This is a genomic window from Paenibacillus terrae, assembly GCF_000943545.1.
GTDB classification, from domain to species: domain Bacteria; phylum Bacillota; class Bacilli; order Paenibacillales; family Paenibacillaceae; genus Paenibacillus; species Paenibacillus terrae_A.
On the sequence record NZ_JTHP01000011.1, the window covers coordinates 1 to 18,562 of the forward strand.

Sequence of the window (18,562 nt, forward strand, 5' to 3'; positions counted from 1 at the left end):
TCCTGTACAGGAGCTTTTTTTTGCGTTGTAGTGGGATGAGAACTCCTTGGGGAGTGTCGGAGCATAAGCAGCGCTAGCATAAACTTCGCAGCCACAACCGTTGGGATAATATTCCTCTTACGATGTATAGTAGCAGGTTCATCTACAATCTACGTGGATGTCAAATAAAAAAACGGCCGTGATCCCATCCGAAACGGAGGGAGACTACCGTTTTTTCATACATCCAGCATGAACAAACTATTTATAAATTTACACTGTCGCCTTCGCCTTATGTGCAAAAAATTGCGGCAAATGCTCCTTATGCGCTTCCAGCAGCTCATCCAACACGGTTTGAGCAATGTCACCGCTTGGAACGAGTGGATTCAGTGTGAAGGCTTGCAGCGCTGTTGCGTAGTCACCTGTAACCGCCGCTTCAATCGTCAATTCTTCCATCGCCTTCATCACTTGCAGCAGGCCGCGCTGTGCAGGCGGGAATTTGCCAAAGTTTACAGGTTCAGCACCATGCGCACGAATTACACTGGTAATTTCAATCGCGCTGTCATAAGGAACATCATCAATTGCACCATTGTTACGTGTGCTAACCACCATCAATGTGCCTTTGTTGTTATAGATGGAATTAATAATTTCACAGGCTGCATCGCTGTAATGCGCACCGCCACGTTTGGATAATTCCTCTGGTTTGTAATCCAGATTCGGGTCTTTATATAATTCAAACAGGCTTTCTTCGAGACGTTTGACGACTTGACCCCGTGTTCCTTCGTTTTTGGCTTCCTCTAATTCTTCCTTCAGCATGTTGTCTGTCATGTAGTAATACCGATGGTAAGGGCAAGGCAGCATTTTCAATTGACGAACCTGATCATACAGAAAGCGCATGTTCTTAATATTTTCAACGACTTTCTCTGGCTTTGCGCCGGGAGCGTACAATCCTTCAATGACTTGCTCTGTTAATTCGGCCCCGGTTTTGTCATAAACTTTGTGCCAATGAAGGTGGTTAATCCCTGCAAATTTAAAGAACAGCTCGTCTTCCGGTTTGTCCAGCACAGCCGATGCACTCTTGATCGCGCCGATTGGAACATTACATAATCCGATGACTTTGTCCCACTGACCATAACGAAGTACGGCTTCGGTGACCATACCCGCAGGGTTGGTGAAATTGATAAGCCACGCATTCGGGCAGAGTTCTTTCATATCTTCAACAATGCTCAGGATGACAGGAATGGTACGGAAGGCTTTGAACATTCCTCCGGCACCGTTGGTTTCCTGACCGATCATACCGTGTTTTAACGGAATACTTTCATCTTTAATCCGGGCTTCGAGCAAGCCTACCCGAAATTGAGTCGTTACAAAATCGGCATCAACCAAGGCTTCCCGGCGATCCAGCGTCAAATGCACTTCACAATCAATGCCTGCTGCCTTCACCATCCGTTTAGCCATGGCTCCCACGATCTCCAGCTTTTCGCGTCCTGCCTCAATATCTACCAGCCACAATTCCCGAATGGGAAGCTCTGCATAACGTTTGATGAAGCCTTCTACTAATTCCGGAGTATAGCTGGAGCCGCCGCCGATAGTTGCTATCTTTAAGCCTTTTTTCATGATTGTTGCCTCCTGAGTACATTTTTTTAAACCGCTTTCTTAAGCTTCTATTTCACTGTAATCTCTGTAATGCATTACAGGTCAAGTGCTTTTAAAAAACTTATTTTGGGAAGGTGACAATTATAGGGTCGGGCACACGAACATGCTAAACACGAACATGCTAAAATAGAAAGAACGAGGTGAGGACTATGGCGAATATTCATGAAATTGCAAAGCTTGCGGGTGTATCCTCGGCAACGGTGTCCCGTGTCATTAATAACCATCCGTATGTGAGTGAACCGACTAGACAGCGTGTACAGGAGGTCATAGACCGACTGGATTACGTTCCTAATTTGAATGCGATTTCTTTAAAAACGGGCATGACAAAGCTCATTGGAATTATTTCAGTTTCTTTTAATGATTCATTGAATTTATTTGTGCGTGGTTTTACGATGTATGCTCAGGAACATGGTTTTAATATAGCGCTTTTTATTACGAACGGAGATAAGGAGCGGGAGCTTGAAGCACTGGAAATGTTGCGGAGAAAGCAGTTGGATGCCTTGGTTTGTATGATTCGCGTCAATGAGTGGAGTGTGATCGAGTATTATACCAAATATGGTCCGATTGTGACATGGCAGCGTGTGACTATAGAGGCAATCCCGTCTGTATTTATGGATCAGTATCAGGGCTATACGCTGGCGCTGGAGCATTTGTATGCCAGAGGATATCGGAAAATTGTAAATGTATATGGCAATATGCGGGGACTTAATACGAAGGAACGCATCCGGGCCTATCATGATTTTTGTGAAAAATATGATTTGGACGCTGAGGCCTTCACGCATTTTTATGGTTTAAATTCAATAGCAGAGGGTGAACAAATCGCTCACTGGTGGGGAGAACAACCTAACAAGCCGGATGCGTTCGCTTGTTCTACCGATTATTTGGCAGCAGGACTGCTGACCGAAGCACGAAGGCTCGACGTTTCTGTGCCGGATCAATTTGCGGTGGTCGGCTTTGATAACACAGAAATTTCGCATTTGCTGGATTTAACAACGATTCATTACCCGATTGATAAACAAGCTGAGAACGCATTCATCCTGATTCGCAACACCCTTGAAGGGCTGGATGAAACGTTACATCATTTGGAGTTTAAATTAGTGGAGCGAGCGACTACCTGATTTGGGGAAAGGACTTTGGTTTGATATGCCAATATCAAGAAAAAGTATATTGACACATGCCAATATTTGGTCAATAATTTGAGGTAGGATTATAAAAATTGGATTTTTTGTGTGAAAGGTGGTTATGACTTGGAACATACACCTACGGTTTTAGCGAGTTGGACAATTATTTAAGGGAAAACAACTTGACTTTAGCAGAATTTGCGGAGTGTTCAGGTGTTCATCAAAGAACGCTTAATAATTGGATTCTTAAGCATCGTCCTGTTGCTATACATCAGCTTGATCGAATGACGCTGGCTATGGGATTACCAGAAGGCTCTTTTTACGAACGATACATAGAACATTACATCATCGAACGTTCCCCGGATTGGCGGCGAATTGAGCCAGTGTTGTATCGCTGTGCTGAACTGGATAAGCTGGAAGCGATTCAGCGTGTAGTTGGTCATATCATGGACAAGCTGTTGTATTCCCCGAAACTATTTGATGCGGCGGAACGGTTATTCGCACAAGGTCGGCACGCTGCTGCGTTGTTGCTCTATGAGGGGGTTGCGGAAGGAGAGAAGTACCAGCACTCTGAACGTCTGGCCATCTGTCAGTATCGTATGTTTACGATTCAGGTTGGAGACGATCAAAGCCGAAATCTCAAGGTAGCTACGCTATTTGAGCCCTTTGTCGAACGTCTGGATGAAATAGATCAACTGGATGCGTTGAAGGATTTGGCAAACGTGTACAGGTCTTTGCGTCAATGGGACAAAGTTGATAAAACAGCTCGCATAATGAAGGAGAAAGCGAAAATCCAGTATTCAATAAAGCATCAGGAGAAACGAAAGCCCAGAGAGCATGAAAAGAAAACAAGGGGTCCGTTATTTGGATACATTGCTTATGCTGACCTGTTGTGTGCAGGTGTCTATGAAGCCCAAGGCGATTATCAGCAAGCTCTACAATATACATACGCCTACGCTAATTTAGATTGGGTCAAAGAGACGGACGAGGATACCCGACACTGGGTTAACTTGTTCAGACATTGGGCAAAAGCTAATGTTATTGTGAATAAGCTTTTATCTGGAGATGTGAGTGTGCTATACGAATATCTTAACTATATTGATGCATCGTCAGATACAACTCAAGAAGATAGGGTTACTCAACTGCTGAACATTATGATAACGGCTAACCGATATCAGCTAGATGTAAATGATATACTTAAACAGTTTGAAACAGAGATTGAGTCTTTTTCACATCAACCGTCATCGGGTGATATTTATGTTCAACAAGTGATGCCGGATTATTTCGCGTGGTTTGGTTACGAAATGGCCTACTATTATTTACATCAGGGGATGTACAGTGATGGCTTTAAACATTTGATGAATGCATCGATAAAAGCGAATATACTAAATAATGAGACATATTTTATAAATTGTATGGGTTTGTTTGTGCGTTTCCAAGCCCATGCATTTCCTGAAACCAAAGCAGGTTTTTTCAATCTCATTGAAAAGGTGTGGTTAAATAATGTTAAAAAAAATGGTACTGCTAATCGTTGCGAGTAGCTTTTTGTTTATTCTAACTGTACCAGTGGAGTCGCATAATCATGATGATGGTATTCAACCTCTTGTACAACATGGAGGATTTTAAACGGATAGGAACAAATGAAATCCCCGCTAACCTTAACTGGTCGGCGAGGATTTTTTTGTTGAAGGAATTACCAAACCGTTCACCGAATGAATTATTGAAGTGATCATTATGAAGCATATACATATAAAGTGATTACAGTCGGATATCGAACTGTTTGTAGCTGTATTAAGTCAGGTAAGAGTGTGTGTCGTCCAGCCACTGAGCGAAGACTTGATAGAGGTTATAGACTATGGTGGGGCTGTAGAAAAGTTTTCGCCTGAGCCGATCAAGATTAACGGAAAGTATTTCATGCAGGATCAGTTTGATTTTAATCCTTACTTTTTATTATCATTTACTAATTTTAGTATCGGATTAAGGAAATCTTCAAAATAGAAGCTCCCTCCTTCACTGGGAGTAGACACTTTAGTGTGGTCAAAAGATTCGAAATCTTCTGGTGTTGAAATATGATAAAGTGAGCTATTTTCCATTAATTCTCCTAAATCCTTATATTCATATTTCGGACGGGCAAAGCAAAGGACTCCAGGATATTCAAGTATATATAAGTGAGTATCAGTCAATCTATATTCCATACAATACCACCTCCAAAAATTATGTTATAAAATTCATGATACATTACCATGAAAATAAAAACAATTTAATACAAAAAAAGGGAGACAATAGTGATGCATATGATATATAATTAATGAAGTTTATGGAAAAAATAATTTTCTCTAAATGAAACTATTAAGGAGAGGATCAAATTGAAAAAATTAGTTTGTTTAGTCCTGTCATTAATCTTTTTGTCAGTAGCCTATCTTCCAACAGCAACATATGCTGAACAAGGGAGTGAACAGTCTTATGTTACAAAATATGATATTTACATAGACCCAAACTCAAAAAATGATCAGTCTAGCCCCCCGTTTAACTCTTTTAGCGCTGTAACTAATGATGTCTATGACTCTTCGTCGAAAATCATTAAACCAACAGGCTATGCAGGGGAGTTAATAGTTACATGTGATCAAATAGCGGGACGGATGTATTGTAACTGGAATATAGTCCTGAGTTCACAATATCAAATTAGTTATGTGAACTTTGATATGCATTTTCAAAAATCCGGTTTAGGTACTTGGGACACAATCGGGAGGAAAGGGATTACTAAGAGGGGTTCCTTAACAAATAGACAGGGTGATCACGAAAGTTTCTACATTGCTGATTGGGGGAAAGGTTATTATAGAGCTAGAGTAAGCGGTAATATTACTACTGTGAGTAGCGGTGTAGCTTACATGCTGCCTCAGAATTCAAATACAGTCCCATTATGATCCTACTTTGTTTCGGCGTATTGTAATTAAAATCCCCGCAACCTTAAGGTAACGGGGATTTATTTTATTATTTACTTTTTTCTGAATATGAATATCCCAATAAGTGCAACAACTATTATAGCGGGAATTCGCCATGAATGCGGTAGAAATTTAGTTAACCATAGGGCAGCAAATACCGTGGCTATTGCCAAATAGCCTAATCGTTCATTGGGTTCAAATTTCTTCCTATTGAAGAATACATTCAAATAGCCTATCGGCGGGGTTATAATGATCATTAAAATTATGACCATTGGTCTTAAATACCACTTTCTTTTCATTCTTCCTCCGTTATTCGTCGTTGTTAACTAAAGGAATTATCAAATCCATTGTCCATTGTTACAGTCAGAATAGCGCGTTCACCAGTTGGTTATGTTGGTTCGATTACATTATAAACTTTTTTTCATCAGGAAGCGTTTTGAGATCTCCATCCCCTACATTCGTTGCAAATGCACCTTCATAACCTACACCCCGATTATAAAAGCTTATTCTCATATTCTTTGAATCACTTTTAAGCTTATATGAATCAATAGTTCTATCTGTGCCTAAATCAATCATAACCATCTTATCTTAAGGAAGTAAATAGATTCGATACATAACCCCTAGTGATAACTGAGGAGCTGGTAGTTCGGTAGGTCATAAGCTGGATGACTATCCAGACGGGACGAAAATTAAATTTATTGTTAATTAAATACTTTTTATTAAAAGAAGGTTGTTTTTTTAATTGATTTATTGTTCGACAAAATTCCCCTTACTTCTCACTATACAAAGTGTAATGTTTATAACTGTTTGAAATATTTGTATAGGAGGAGAATTATTATGAAAATTTTCAAGAAAGTGTTCGTCCCTTTATTGGCATCAGTATTACTCTGCGCGACTGTTTTACCTTCGGTGAGTAATGCTGAACAAGTCACTAAGCCAGAGGTAAACCTAGTTCAAACAGAAGTTATTCAGACTGATCGTGGAGAGGCGACTGTAACAACCAACTTTAATGATGACAATCATAGAATAACGACTGTTGTTGAGAATGGAAAAACAACTAAAATTGAGTATTTCACAAAAGATCAAACTTTGCTGATTGACGGTGTAAAACAGGAGAACTTTAATGTTAAAGAGAGCCGTTCTGATTTTTCGTTAAATGCTGTTCCTTCAGGTGGAACCTTTGTAGGCAAGTTTGATTACTCCTATGATTGGGTGAATGTAGGAATAGCTTATGCAGCAGCGGCAATAGCAACGGTTACTAAAGCTCCTGTATCAACCATTCTCACAATTTTAGGCGTTGGGGCAAGCTTGAATACCCAATCTTATTATACGATTTATCAATATTCTTATCCTAGAAAGTGTGAAGCTATTCCTTACGCTAATCATACGGTGTTCTATCAAGATGCTTCACGAAACAAAGTAACTGGTACGGCTGACTCTGCAAAGTTCTTTAGTTCGCAACCATACCCTATCGGATGTACTCCATGAACAAATTTTTAAAACGTTATACTGGTATTTTGCTAGGCTATGCAATAGGTCTGGGAATATTTTATGCACTGGGGTATAAGTTTCAAGCTATGATGTTTTATATTATTTTGACTGGAACTGTAACTGGAGAGATAATCAATTTTGCATTGTCGAAACGAGAGAAATGAATCGGTCTATCCCTTGATTGCATTAAAAATCAAGGGATTTTTTTTCATTATTTATGAAAAGAGATCAAATTGCAAAAGGGTTGTTATCCAAACCAAAGGAACCTCTGTCCCCACTTTAGTAGTGGAGACAGGGGTTCCTTTGCGTAAAACTTGTGGCTTCCCATTTTATGCGAACTTTTGGGAAAGTCCTTTTTTGGTAGGAGCATCATTAAAAAACCTAAAAAACATCTTTTTGTTCTAAAATATTACATATAGGAGGGGATCATGCTGATGAATCAAGGTGTGACTTTACTTCGTGTCGAGAGAGCCAGGAGGAAACTTTATCAAGTCCAGAAAAAGTACGGATTTTTAACACATCCCAAAGTGATCGAACAATCCAAGAAGCTGGATGATCTGTTGAATCATTACCAAACGGGCAGATCAGATCATTAAGCTAATGTGTATTACGTGTTGCATCATATATCTAAGACCAGGATTGGAGGTAATGAAAAGTTGAATCAACGAAAACCTGTAACCCCTTTTGGGTGGGAGATCAAACAAAAACTGATCGAGAAAAGAATGGATCAAAAAACGTTTTGTACTACATATCAAATTCCGGCCTCCAGATTGTCCAATCTCATTCACGAGACACGTAAGGCTACGAGATATAGAAAGCAAGTATCCGAATTGCTTGGAATTGAAGAATAGCGTATCTTTATCTAATTCTGGAGAAAGTCAGTTCTATCTATACGCATGAATTCACACCAGCAGGGAAATGAGTACAGGCAGTGTAGCAAGAGATATGACAGCACTGATGACGAAAGCAGAGGCCGTTTCCGATTCCAGACTTTCAAAACGTGTAGCAATCATGGCAGCGACGGCTGAGCCAGGGAAGGAAACGAGTAATACCGCCTTCACCGTATCGGCAGACGAAAGGCCGCACAGGTAGGCAATCAGCAGCATCAATAGAGGCTGTACAATCGTTTTTAACAGCGCGATGGCAATGGCAGTTATACTGAAACTGATATTGCGCACGCCGATGGTCACACCGACCGCGAATAAAGCGGCCCCGGACGTAATATCGCCAATTTGATTGAACGATTTGTTCAATAAATCCGGGGAGTGGAAGCCGAACAAGGTCAAAATAACACCAATAAGCGGCACCAGCGCCAGCGGTTCTCTTAAACCGTGGAGAATGGAGTCCCAAACAAGCTTCCCGAGGTGGCCATTCCGCTCTTTGCCTGAGTTCCGGCTGGCGACGGTAGCTATAATGGTAGCCGCCGGATCAAGAACGGCATTGACTACGATCCCGGTAATCGCAATCGGAATGGCAACAGCAGAGGAACCGTAGATGGCACCTAGCACTGGAATGCCCATAAAGGCAAACGTCGGTTGGGCCGAGTTCAAAGCAAACATGGATGCATCCTTTACCGATTGCTTCACCGCAAACCGACCCACCAGCAGGAGGACGGCATAAAAGCCGACAATACCTATGAACAGAGCCAGCAAGAAAGGCCATTGCTCGATAAGAGATTTCCTGCTGGTGGTCGTAATGCCGATAAATAAATGCGCGGGCAGCGCAAATTTGGTAACCAGTGAATTTAGGGCTTTCGAGGAAGAGGCATCGAAGCTTTTGTAATGGCCTGCCAACCACCCTAAAATAATGACGAAGAAAATAGGCACCAAAATATAAAAGATATGTCCGACACTCATGGATTGTTCCTCCTGAAAGCCCTCTTAATGCGGGTGGTGTATTACGTTTTCCACTGCTTTTACCTTCGCATATTCCGGTTTCCACATCGCATCTCGAATGGCTTGTTCAACATCTGAAATATGTGCCTGAGCTACCTGATCCTGAATCGCGGCCTTCGCTACCGCAACCGCAACAGCGTATGAAACATCCCGTAATTTTCGGATATGAGGGAGCAGCGCACCGCCAGGCTTATTCGAATCTACGCCATTGGCAACGGCATCTGCTGCGGCTGTAAACATGGCAGGGGTGATCCTTTTGGCTTTGACTACAATTGCGCCAAGACCAAGTCCCGGGAAAACAAAGGCATTGTTTGCCTGTCCAATCTCAAATTCTGTACCGTTATAGGTGACGGGCTCAAAGGGACTTCCGGTAGCGATTAAGGCTTTGCCATCTGTCCACTGAATCAAATCCTCAGGTACCGCTTCTGCAAGGTTTGTAGGATTGGACATGGGCATGATAATCGGGCGTTCTACATGCTTGGCCATTTCCTTGATGATCTCTTCGGTAAAGGCATCCGCTACGCCGGAGGTTCCGATCAATATCGTAGGCTTTACCTGACGGATGACCTCTAGCAGCGGTATTTTTTTGTCATCAGACCGGGTCCATGAGCTGACTTCATCTTTGTTCCGCACATACGGCTTCTGATAATCCAATACATCCTCCATATCGTCCGTTAGCAGACCTCGATAATCAAAGGCCCAAAACGGCTTGAAGGAATCCTTCTCTGCAAGACCGTCCACGATCATAGCACCGCGAATTTGGTCGGCGTTGCCGATTCCCGCTGCCCCCGGGCCGAACACAAGTACTTTTTGCTCACGCAGCGGAATCTTGGTGACGCCTACCGCCGAAAGAATTGCAGCCAGGGTTACCGCTCCTGTGCCTTGAATGTCATCGTTAAAGGTGAGAATGCTTTGACCGTATTTTCCGATAATATGGCGTGCGTTCACACTACCCACATCTTCCCAATGCAAAAGCGCTTTTGGGAATTGAGCTAACGTTTTGCTGATAAAGGTATCAATAAACTGGTTATAAGCCTCTCCGCGAACCCGTTTATGGCGATTGCCGATATACAGCGGATCATTCAGCAGCTTTTCATTATTCGTGCCCACATCCAGCACAATCGGCAGCACCCGCCCGGGATGAATACCAGCCGCAGCTGTATACACAGCCAGCTTGCCAATCGCAATATTAATGCCTCCCACGCCCCAGTCACCAATCCCCAAAATACTTTCGGAATCCGTCACTACAATCAGATCTACATTCTCACCACTCAAGCCAGAATTATAGAATGCTTGTCCGATGCCGTTCGGGTCATCTATCGATAAATACACGCCTCCGGGGCGATTATACTCATGACTATATTCCTGAATCGCGGTCCCCACCGTAGGTGTGTAGACTACGGGCAGCATCTCACTCAAATGGTCGGTTAGCAGCCGATAGTACAGCACGACATTTCGATTGTGAAGGTCATTCAGGGAAGCGTTTTTGCGCAGCATGGTCGGTTGTGCCAAAAATTGCTGGTACGCCCGGACGCTCTGTTTCTCCAGAGAAAGGATGGTCGGCGGAAGAATTCCTTCAAGACCCAGTTCTTTGCGTTCCTCTTCGGTAAAAGCGACCCCCTTGTTCAAAAGAGGATTGGCTAATATATCCTTTCCTCGAAGCGGGGTGGATAATGACCCGTCCTTATTTACATAAAATGCTTCCATAGAAATAACCTTCTTTCACTTCGTATTGATGACCATTCGTGACGAAAGATGACATGTTGTCCATAGTATGGACGTGTAAATCTAATTTATTCGCCTAGTTTTCTATGACAAAATAACCATAATACATTCTGTTTTTGATCAAAAAGAACTATATATGAAGAATGGGGTGCAAGGTCTTTTGACGCTTATTTTTACAGAGAAAAGTGGTTCTAAATGCTTGTTTTCTGCTAAATGTAAAATATCAGTCTCAATTCGACATTATCCATATATATCAAGATGTGTGAGCTATTTTATTAAAAAAATATGAAGGATTTGTAGCCATGTTTAATCCCTATAAGCAAACATTTTTAATTCCTTTTTAAGAAAATAGAACTACCCGGAGGAAAAGGAGATGTTTGTGTGCAGGGACCTATAGCCATTTTTAGCGATAACCACAGGGCTATTGATTATCCCAACGTGATTTATTTTTACGAGTATATTCAGTGTGAGGATCAGGAGGCTACTTCAGTCTATGAAGACGCATGCTGCTGCCTGATTGATTACAGGGAGCCTGGACAGGCTGTACGGATAGCCAATCAGATCCGTAGTCGCTTTCCGCAGATGCCGCTGTTACTGGTGACGGATGTATCGCATCCGTTCAGTGATCAGCATATGGTGCAGATTACCGGAATAGGTCGTTTGCGCCTGCTTTTTTGGCAAGCCAATGACAACGAAGAGATGCTTTCCGAAATTCAAAGCTTGCTCTATCCCGAGTATTCGGCCAAAAGCCAGCATATTGCTTTCATCTTGTCTGTATATAACGAGGAGCAGCGTTTTGTTCATGTCAAGAAGTTTGCTGAACGGCTGCAAGCTTTTATCCGCAGTCATATTGTGGAGGGCTCTATTTATCTCATTGATGATGGCAGTCATGATGGCACGAATGCCTTGATCAAAGCGCTGGAGGCGGCGACAGACCTGTCCGTGAACCGGATTAATCAGAATCTGAGTCCGCTGCTTCAAACCAGGGAACTGGGACGCAATACCCGCAAGGCAGGAACGTATCTGGAAGGGATGCGCACCATCGGCGCGGATTACTACGTATTTGTGGACGCGGACGACTCCTTTTTTATTGAGGATATTGCCAGAATGATTAATGTCGTTCAGCAGGGCTACTATGATGTGGTGATTGGAACCAAGGACATGACAGCTGAAAACCGTTCCTTATTACGATCTGTAGTCAGTTTCGGCAAACGTGTCATTTCCCGGCCCTTTTTACCGACAGGCGTGGTGGATTCCCAGACAGGGCTTAAAGTGATGAGCTCGGTCGCTGTGAAGCGGATGTTCCCGCATTTGAAGGAACAGCTCGGGCTGGCGCTGGATCTGGAAATGATGTTTATCGCCAAGCGGCTCCAGCTTCGGGTGCTGCAATTACCCGTCAAATGTATTGACCGGGACGGATCGCACATCCATGTCTGGAAGGATTCGATTCGTTTTTTGCGCTCCATTATTGATATTTGGCGGCTGGATCGGCGGGTGAGATAAGAACGTGACAAACCGCTTGCGAACGTTGATGTTTCCTCTATTTAATGTGCTGCTAAACGGATTTAATTTTTTCTTCCATATTGCAGCGAGCTGGTATCTTACCGGACAAGCTTATGGTCAGGCGAATGCGCTGCTGGCCCTCTTTGCACTTTTGTCCGTTTTGGGCCTGTCTATTCAGCTATTAACAGCCAAGCTGGTCTCCAAGGGAGACAGGAAGCTTCCATTGCGTAGCCTGCCACTCGGTTCCCTATTGCTAAAAGCACCACTGTTGCTAACCGTGCTTGCCATGGTAATTTTGCTGGCATTTCATCCGCTGCTGCGCTCGCTATTAGGTGTCGAATCCGGCCCGCTGTTCATGCTGTATGGCTTGGTAGAGCTGCATATTCTCGTCAGCTCTTGCCGTGGAGATTTACAGGGCAGGGAACGCATGCTGGCGCTGAATGTGAACTATTACTTGGAGGTTTTAGGAAAGCTGAGCCTGTTCTTTATACTGGCTGCATCAGGGCTGAAGCTGGAAGCCTTACTGCTGGCAAGCTGTGGGGGAATGCTGCTGTCGCTGCTTCACGGCTGGGCTGTTTCGGTTCGGGGCTTATCTTTACTCGGACGGACTGGAGAACGTATACCTTCCGGGCTATGGAAATCACTAGGTCAGGATTTTACGGATAGTCTCATTACGAATTTATTTATTTTGTTCTGTATCTCCATTGACATGCTCTATGTGCAGCATTACTTTCCCGAACAGGCCAGCGGTTATGCGATTGCGTTGAAATACAGCCAGTTGGTCTATTACGTGTCGTACAGCCTGATAGCTGCCTTTATTCCAAAGCTCGGTGCGCAGGGTCATGATCGCCAAGCTCTGGGCAAGCTGGTTGCCGTCTATGCCGGATTAATGGCTGTTGCAGCGATCTGTGTATATGTGGGCACTACCTTTGTATTCCCGCCTTCTATTCCCGTACTATTCGGGTCTTCATACCAGTCGGCAGAAGCCTATATTCCGCTGGGAGGATGGGTGTATTGGCTGTTTTCTATTGTGCTGTTCTTTGTTCATGTGCATGTATTGGTGGGCAGACGCAAATTTATGTTCGGGCTGCTGGCCGGAGCTGCGACTTTACTGGCAGCCTTTCATATTGCACATCAAAACCCGTCTGACTTTCTGCTATCTGAATTGATTGTTTACGGCGCCATGTCTCTCTACTTTGTGGTAGATGCCTATGTATATTTGTTCAAAATAAAGATAAGAGGGGATTCAACCCGTGAATACAATACCTGAACAGGATGGTAAAACCGTAGTTCTGTTGCTCTCCTGGCGTGACATTCGTTCGCCTAAAAGCGGGGGAGCCGAAATTTTTACCCACGAAATGCTCAAACGCTCGCAGCAAGACCGTTTTCAGTTTATTCATTTTTCGCCCAGGCTTGAGGGGATGCCCGAGGAAGAAATCATAGACGGAATTACGTATATCCGAAAAGGAAACATTTATAGCGTCATTTATTATGCCATGCGCTATTATCGCCATCATCGTAAGCATATTGATTATGTGATTAATCAGGCGAACACACATCAGTTTTTTACACGTTTCTGGGTAGAGGCATCCAAGCGTATTTTCTTTATACATCAGCTAACAAGGGAAATATGGTTTGAAAATGCCGGATTCCCGCTAAATCATATCGGATATCGCTTGGAGCCATTGATGCTCAAGCTTGCTCGTAAGGATCGGACAATTACCGTATCCCCATCTACTCGTTATGATCTGCTCAAGCTGGGCTTTCACCCGGATCGTGTTCATCTGTTGCCTGAAGGCATCGAGTTTGAACACTGGCCTCGGGAACAATTCTTAACCAAGGAGTCCAATCCGACCTTTATGTACGCCGGGCGCTTTGTGAAATATAAAGGCATTGATCTGGTGGTTGAAGCTTTTGGAGAGCTTAAGAAAAAATTTCCTCAGGCTATGTTATGGATCGCTGGAAAAACCGATAAAACCTATGTGGCAGAACAATTATTGCCGATTATGAAACGGTATGGATTGACCTACGGAGAACCGGATGAACAGGGACAATCACAAGCGGATATTACCTTTTACGGATTTGTTTCAGCAGAGCATAAGCTGGAACTGATGAGCCGCGCCCACGCGCTCGTATTCCCTTCCCTGCGTGAAGGCTGGGGCTTGACGATTACCGAAGCAGCGGCTGTGGGGACTCCCAGCATCGTCAGTAATTCACCCGGACTGGTGGACGCGACGGATTTTGGGAAAAGTGGATACCTGTGCTTCCACGGCGACGTCCGGGGATTATCTGAACAAATGGAAAGAGCAGCAAACGGCGGCGAAGACTATATGGCCATGCGTGAGCGGGCGTATCAGTATGCGCTGGGATTTCATTTTGATCATACAGCGGCTGCGTTTGAGCAGTTGATGGGAGATTGGGTAAAGGAGGCGGAACAGAGTGGACAAAGTGGTCATTCTCTTCTCCACGTACAACAATGAACGGACGATAGAGCCTTGTTTGCGGAGCTGTATGTGGCAAAATTACAAGGATCTGCATATCGTGATTGCCGATGACGGCTCGGAGGATCAGACGGTGGAGACGATTCGTGCGCTAGCCGCAGGGAGTCCAGTACCCGTAACGATATTGGAGCTTCCTCATGGAGAGCGGGGAGTCGCGAGAGTCAAGGCGGTTGAGGAAGCCGGACGTTTGGGTGCCGAATACATACTTGTATTGGATTCCGATATGATTTTAGCCGAGCATTTGATTCAGCAGAGCATCGACTTTTTTGACCATCATCAGGACATCGGCGCATTGGTCGTTCCCGAGGAGGCCTATTCGGAAGCGACCAACTTTTTTTCCAAAGTCAAAGTCTTTGAGCGGAATGTGATTAACAACGCGGGTGACACCTTGGGAAAACGTTCGATTGAAGCAGCACGCTTCTGGCGAATGAGCGCTTATGAATCGACAGGCGGATTTAATGCGGAGCAGATTGCTTTTGAAGAAATACAGCCAACCCTGCGTTATATAGAGTCTGGCGGAGTCATCCGGCGGGCGGTGTTTACACGTGTATATCATGATGAAAAACAGGTCTATTTGCGTGATGTATTACGTAAAAAAGCTTACTACTTCTCGGTGATGGATCGTACGCTGTCGTCTGAGGAGGGGGGATTGCGGAAGGCGCTGGAACGGTGGTACTTTTTCCGTCCGGTGCTATATACATGGAGCAATCTGAAAAGCTATATTCGTCACCCGCTGCTAACGGCGGGGATGCTGTGGATGTATGCATGCCTGACCCTGATTGGGGCAGCCGCCGTGTTGAAGGGCGGCGCCCGTCACTCAGGCGATCTCGCTAAGGCGGATAAGGCGTAAGGATGAACGGCCCAGGGTCAGCGTATCCACCGTGTACAGGTCGAGATCGGAAGATTCCGACTCATCATACGGTATATACAGTGAGTGTGCAGTTAACTGAATGCCTTCCTGTTCAGGATGACGAAGCGAGCTGCCGACAGGATACAGCTCAGCAAGTGCAACATGTACAGCGGTTACGATATCTTGCTCATTGAGCAGCATATAAGGTCGGTATGGAGCATTCAGAATGCTGTCTAAAAATACCGACAAGTTGGAAGCCGCGTTCTGGTCTGCATACAGGCGGTTTCGGTTGAGCTTGGCTTCATCAAGCGCCTCGTATAGAATCTTTTTCAGTGTGTCATCATCCAGCTCCAGTGGTTTTGTCAAAAAATGGAATACGCCCACTTGATTAATCGCGGATAAAATGGTCTGCGTATGCAGGTGACCTGACAAAATGATCCGCACGATATGGGGATAATCCTTCTTGATCATGCGAAGGAAGGTAATCCCGTCCAGACCAGGCATAAGCAGATCGGAAACCACGACATCAATCGGGTGCTGTTCCAGCACCTGCAAGGCTTCTTTGGTGGTATGAGCGGTATGTAAGGTGAACCTTTCTTCCGACAATGTCCGTTCAAGCAGGGACAAAACCATAGGGCTGTCGTCAACAAATAGAATGTTTTGGGGTGTCATAAGAACTGCGCAACTCCAATCAGGAAGTAAGAAATGAGGAACTACATGTATAATATCAGCGTTTTGGCATTTTTGAAAGATGTCAATACAGAACGAGCGCTGCGTCTTTTTTGTGAACGATTCGACTCGACTGAGCATGCGCTCTGGGAAAAAGGAATGCGTCTGCTTCACCAGTATCATGCTGCACGGCATGCGGGAGTAACCCTGACCGTCTCCAGCGCACTTCAGCATATGGACGATCGTCATGATATTTACATTGTTGATCTGCGCGAGTATAGCGAAGAAGAGCTGGATCGTTTATATATTGCAAAAACCTGCGAGTTGCTGCTGCTGACGGACGGGGCAACGGAAACCGCTGCGAGGTTTGCTGCACTCCAGCGCCGGACTCCCCGGCTGCTGTGCGCACGGCTGCCGCTAGTCAGCTACGAGCTGGAATGTCTGATGCAGGCCATTCTGGGCCGAATTGAACCGAATGGAGGGGACAGGAAAGCATGAAGCGATGGGCGTTGTTGAAACCGGGTTGGCAAAAGCTGATCCTGTACCTGCTTGTTCTGGGCATGACCATGTTTCTGGCCATTGTGCTTCAGTGGTTTATCGTTCGGGAGTTCGGCAGTCAATTGGCAGATATTCAGGACGAGCAGCTCCGGTATGAAGTGCAGGAATTGTCCAGTCGTATATCCGAGCATTACGCGACATGGCAGGCTGAGCTGAATGAGCTTGCATCCGGCCTTGGCAAAAACATACTGAACCAAGGGACGCGTCAGTATACTGATGGCTTAAAGCGTGAAAGCGGGGCATTTTATGTGCTGGATGAACAGTATCGTGTGATCGCAGGACGTGACAACCGTGAGATGAAGAGCGCGGTGCAGCAAATTAAATTGCTGCAAAACGGCTGCGCCGTAAGCCCCTTTGTGACAGAGGATCATCAGCCTGCCCAGTATATCGTATGCAGGATTCAAGGGGCGCAGACGGGCGGATTTATGGTGCGTACCATTGACTCCGGTATGCTCAGCGGCATGATCAAGAATAAACCAGTCAATCAGCATGAGACTTTATTTTATAATGATCAATTCAAGGTTGTAGCTTCCCTCAACACACCGGATATTAATCGGACAGACATTACGGGCGTGACCCGCAGGCTGCTGGAGGGCAATACGGGCGTTGTTGAAGATCAGGGAGTGAAGCACGGAATAGGGTTCAGCCGCATGGGGGAGGAGGCTCTTTACATTTCCGTTAAGGATGTCGATCAGGACACTGCCCAGCGGATAAGCTCTTTTCGCAAAAAGGTGTGGCTGGTCATGGTTGTGCTATTGTTTATGCTGTGGGCCATGCTCGTACAGTTTCGCAAACGGATCGTGAAGGATACGCTCGTGAATAATCAGGTGTGGGACCAACGACGGGATGAAGATATGCGTCAGCAGCAGGATACGTATTACTTGCCGTTAATGCAGACGGTTGAGCAGCGGCTACAAGAGTTGCAAGAGCAGACTACGCGCCTGACAGGCGGAGACGATTTGAAGCTGTTAGGCTTTTATCATGATCTGGCGAACCGCTTTGAGGCAGCCTCCAGTCAGGGAAAGGGAGCAACCCATGAGGAATTGGAATATTTCCGTGAGCTGAATGAAAATTTCATTCAGGGACGTCTCAAACAGGAATCCTCACTGGGAGGTCTGCTGACTGGAGTCCGCACCTTGCGTGACGAGCTGGAAGAGAAGATGCACGACAATAGCGGAATCAGTTTCACAGATATGAATGAAGTGTTGTCAGAATCGCTGAAATGGGCGAACCGTTCGTTGAACATGAAGGATATTCAGGTCATCTTGCGGCAAGAGCCAGTTCCGTCCATTGCAGCCCAAGCACCGTTGCTGTACAAGACGATTCAGGGACTGCTGGAAAACGCGGTGCAGGCGATGGGACAAGCGGATGAGCTACCAGAGCATCAGGATCGAAGCCGAACGGGTCTGCGCACCAAGCGGCAGACTCAAGTGCTTAAGGTCAGCTCGCGGCTGGAAGAAGGAGAAATCGTTATTACCATTGAGGATACGGGCGGCGGTATCGATGACAAGATGCGTTGGAGCTATTTCCAGCCGGACTATTCCCAAAACTCGCAAGAGCATACGTTCAGCCTGTATCATATGGATGCCTATCTAAAGACGATCAGTGGCCGCTTAAAGCTGCGTAATACGGATCAAGGCTTGCAGGCAATCGTTCGTTTGAGAAGATAATCGGA

Annotated in this window: 18 protein-coding genes and 2 pseudogenes; 14 read left to right on the forward strand and 6 right to left on the reverse strand. The window is 44.9% G+C overall.

Translation table 11 applies throughout. The features are described 5' to 3' along the window. Positions 1–249: 249 nt before the first annotated feature. Complete coding sequence (locus tag QD47_RS07830) at positions 250–1,593, reverse strand: 6-phospho-beta-glucosidase (RefSeq protein WP_044645605.1); 1,344 nt, start codon at positions 1,591–1,593, stop codon at positions 250–252. A gap of 188 nt (positions 1,594–1,781) precedes the next feature. On the opposite strand from QD47_RS07830, the gene QD47_RS07835 reads away from it, so the two are divergent. After that, entirely contained in the window at positions 1,782–2,750 is a 969-nt protein-coding gene (locus tag QD47_RS07835; RefSeq protein WP_044645606.1) for a LacI family DNA-binding transcriptional regulator, read from the forward strand. A 129-nt stretch (positions 2,751–2,879) separates the two neighbouring features. Beyond that, a pseudogene (locus tag QD47_RS07840) lies at positions 2,880–4,294 on the forward strand (helix-turn-helix domain-containing protein). 399 nt (positions 4,295–4,693) lie between these two features. On the opposite strand, the gene QD47_RS32085 reads toward QD47_RS07840, so the two are convergent. Further along, positions 4,694–4,948, reverse strand: a complete 255-nt coding sequence (locus QD47_RS32085; RefSeq protein ID WP_044645608.1) for a hypothetical protein — start codon at positions 4,946–4,948, stop codon at positions 4,694–4,696. Positions 4,949–5,119: 171 nt separating this feature from the next. Between QD47_RS32085 and QD47_RS07850 the strand changes: the two genes are divergently transcribed. Beyond that, positions 5,120–5,677, forward strand: a complete 558-nt coding sequence (locus QD47_RS07850; RefSeq protein WP_044645609.1) for a hypothetical protein — start codon at positions 5,120–5,122, stop codon at positions 5,675–5,677. Between the two features lie 420 nt (positions 5,678–6,097). On the opposite strand, the gene QD47_RS32090 is transcribed toward QD47_RS07850, so the two are convergent. After that, positions 6,098–6,271 (reverse strand): hypothetical protein, encoded by a 174-nt coding sequence (locus QD47_RS32090; RefSeq protein WP_161797157.1) that lies wholly within the window; start codon positions 6,269–6,271, stop codon positions 6,098–6,100. A 28-nt stretch (positions 6,272–6,299) separates the two neighbouring features. Between QD47_RS32090 and QD47_RS32995 the strand changes: the two are divergent. The 5 genes and pseudogenes from QD47_RS32995 to QD47_RS07870 form a co-directional block, all read left to right on the forward strand. After that, positions 6,300–6,404 (forward strand): annotated as a pseudogene (locus QD47_RS32995) (NucA/NucB deoxyribonuclease domain-containing protein); the annotation flags it as partial. A 128-nt stretch (positions 6,405–6,532) separates the two neighbouring features. Beyond that, positions 6,533–7,183, forward strand: coding sequence for a hypothetical protein (locus tag QD47_RS07865; protein WP_052646728.1), 651 nt, complete (start codon positions 6,533–6,535; stop codon positions 7,181–7,183). Continuing rightward, on the forward strand, positions 7,180–7,350 hold the full coding sequence (locus tag QD47_RS32450) for a hypothetical protein (protein ID WP_200893399.1): 171 nt from the start codon (positions 7,180–7,182) through the stop codon (positions 7,348–7,350). The genes QD47_RS07865 and QD47_RS32450 overlap by 4 nt, the downstream gene beginning before the upstream one ends. 264 nt (positions 7,351–7,614) lie before the next feature. After that, the gene (locus tag QD47_RS30590) at positions 7,615–7,782 is read left to right on the forward strand and encodes an aspartyl-phosphate phosphatase Spo0E family protein (protein WP_082067123.1); all 168 of its coding nucleotides are present in this window, start codon (positions 7,615–7,617) and stop codon (positions 7,780–7,782) included. A 60-nt stretch (positions 7,783–7,842) separates the two neighbouring features. Beyond that, complete coding sequence (locus tag QD47_RS07870) at positions 7,843–8,037, forward strand: hypothetical protein (RefSeq protein WP_044645612.1); 195 nt, start codon at positions 7,843–7,845, stop codon at positions 8,035–8,037. Positions 8,038–8,088: 51 nt separating this feature from the next. On the opposite strand, the gene QD47_RS07875 is transcribed toward QD47_RS07870, so the two are convergent. Continuing rightward, positions 8,089–9,042, reverse strand: a complete 954-nt coding sequence (locus tag QD47_RS07875) for an AEC family transporter (protein WP_044645613.1) — start codon at positions 9,040–9,042, stop codon at positions 8,089–8,091. 24 nt (positions 9,043–9,066) lie between these two features. Then, a complete protein-coding gene (locus QD47_RS07880) occupies positions 9,067–10,788 on the reverse strand; it encodes an NAD-dependent malic enzyme (RefSeq protein ID WP_044645614.1) in 1,722 nt (573 codons plus the stop codon). A gap of 399 nt (positions 10,789–11,187) precedes the next feature. On the opposite strand from QD47_RS07880, the gene QD47_RS07885 reads away from it, so the two are divergent. The 4 genes from QD47_RS07885 to QD47_RS07900 are packed head-to-tail and all read left to right on the forward strand — an operon-like array spanning position 11,188 to position 15,660. After that, complete coding sequence (locus tag QD47_RS07885) at positions 11,188–12,309, forward strand: glycosyltransferase family 2 protein (protein WP_044645615.1); 1,122 nt, start codon at positions 11,188–11,190, stop codon at positions 12,307–12,309. 4 nt (positions 12,310–12,313) lie between these two features. Next, positions 12,314–13,579 (forward strand): MATE family efflux transporter, encoded by a 1,266-nt coding sequence (locus QD47_RS07890; protein WP_044645616.1) that lies wholly within the window; start codon positions 12,314–12,316, stop codon positions 13,577–13,579. After that, entirely contained in the window at positions 13,563–14,789 is a 1,227-nt protein-coding gene (locus QD47_RS07895) for a glycosyltransferase family 4 protein (protein ID WP_044645617.1), read from the forward strand. The genes QD47_RS07890 and QD47_RS07895 overlap by 17 nt, the downstream gene beginning before the upstream one ends. Continuing rightward, positions 14,749–15,660 (forward strand): glycosyltransferase family A protein, encoded by a 912-nt coding sequence (locus QD47_RS07900; protein ID WP_044645618.1) that lies wholly within the window; start codon positions 14,749–14,751, stop codon positions 15,658–15,660. Before QD47_RS07895 ends, QD47_RS07900 begins: the two co-directional genes overlap by 41 nt. Here the strand turns inward: QD47_RS07900 and QD47_RS07905 are convergent. Then, positions 15,628–16,332 carry a response regulator gene (locus QD47_RS07905; protein ID WP_044645619.1) on the reverse strand — a complete coding sequence of 235 codons (705 nt, stop codon included), beginning with the start codon at positions 16,330–16,332 and terminating at the stop codon, positions 15,628–15,630. The genes QD47_RS07900 and QD47_RS07905 overlap by 33 nt on opposite strands. 45 nt (positions 16,333–16,377) lie before the next feature. On the opposite strand from QD47_RS07905, the gene QD47_RS07910 reads away from it, so the two are divergent. After that, positions 16,378–16,827, forward strand: a complete 450-nt coding sequence (locus QD47_RS07910) for a hypothetical protein (protein ID WP_044645685.1) — start codon at positions 16,378–16,380, stop codon at positions 16,825–16,827. Beyond that, entirely contained in the window at positions 16,824–18,557 is a 1,734-nt protein-coding gene (locus QD47_RS07915) for an ATP-binding protein (protein WP_044645620.1), read from the forward strand. Before QD47_RS07910 ends, QD47_RS07915 begins: the two co-directional genes overlap by 4 nt. Positions 18,558–18,562: the final 5 nt, after the last annotated feature.

Excerpts from the sequence above, each read along its gene's own strand:
- QD47_RS32450 (WP_200893399.1), top strand. The coding sequence starts at position 7,180 with ATGAACAAATTTTTAAAACGTTATACTGGTATTTTGCTAGGCTATGCA.
- QD47_RS07830 (WP_044645605.1), bottom strand. The coding sequence starts at position 1,593 with ATGAAAAAAGGCTTAAAGATAGCAACTATCGGCGGCGGCTCCAGCTAT.
- QD47_RS07835 (WP_044645606.1), top strand. The coding sequence starts at position 1,782 with ATGGCGAATATTCATGAAATTGCAAAGCTTGCGGGTGTATCCTCGGCA.
- QD47_RS32085 (WP_044645608.1), bottom strand. The coding sequence starts at position 4,948 with ATGGAATATAGATTGACTGATACTCACTTATATATACTTGAATATCCT.
- QD47_RS07910 (WP_044645685.1), top strand. The coding sequence starts at position 16,378 with ATGTATAATATCAGCGTTTTGGCATTTTTGAAAGATGTCAATACAGAA.
- QD47_RS07905 (WP_044645619.1), bottom strand. The coding sequence starts at position 16,332 with ATGACACCCCAAAACATTCTATTTGTTGACGACAGCCCTATGGTTTTG.
- QD47_RS07875 (WP_044645613.1), bottom strand. The coding sequence starts at position 9,042 with ATGAGTGTCGGACATATCTTTTATATTTTGGTGCCTATTTTCTTCGTC.
- QD47_RS30590 (WP_082067123.1), top strand. The coding sequence starts at position 7,615 with ATGCTGATGAATCAAGGTGTGACTTTACTTCGTGTCGAGAGAGCCAGG.
- QD47_RS07865 (WP_052646728.1), top strand. The coding sequence starts at position 6,533 with ATGAAAATTTTCAAGAAAGTGTTCGTCCCTTTATTGGCATCAGTATTA.
- QD47_RS07915 (WP_044645620.1), top strand. The coding sequence starts at position 16,824 with ATGAAGCGATGGGCGTTGTTGAAACCGGGTTGGCAAAAGCTGATCCTG.
- QD47_RS07880 (WP_044645614.1), bottom strand. The coding sequence starts at position 10,788 with ATGGAAGCATTTTATGTAAATAAGGACGGGTCATTATCCACCCCGCTT.
- QD47_RS32090 (WP_161797157.1), bottom strand. The coding sequence starts at position 6,271 with ATGATTGATTTAGGCACAGATAGAACTATTGATTCATATAAGCTTAAA.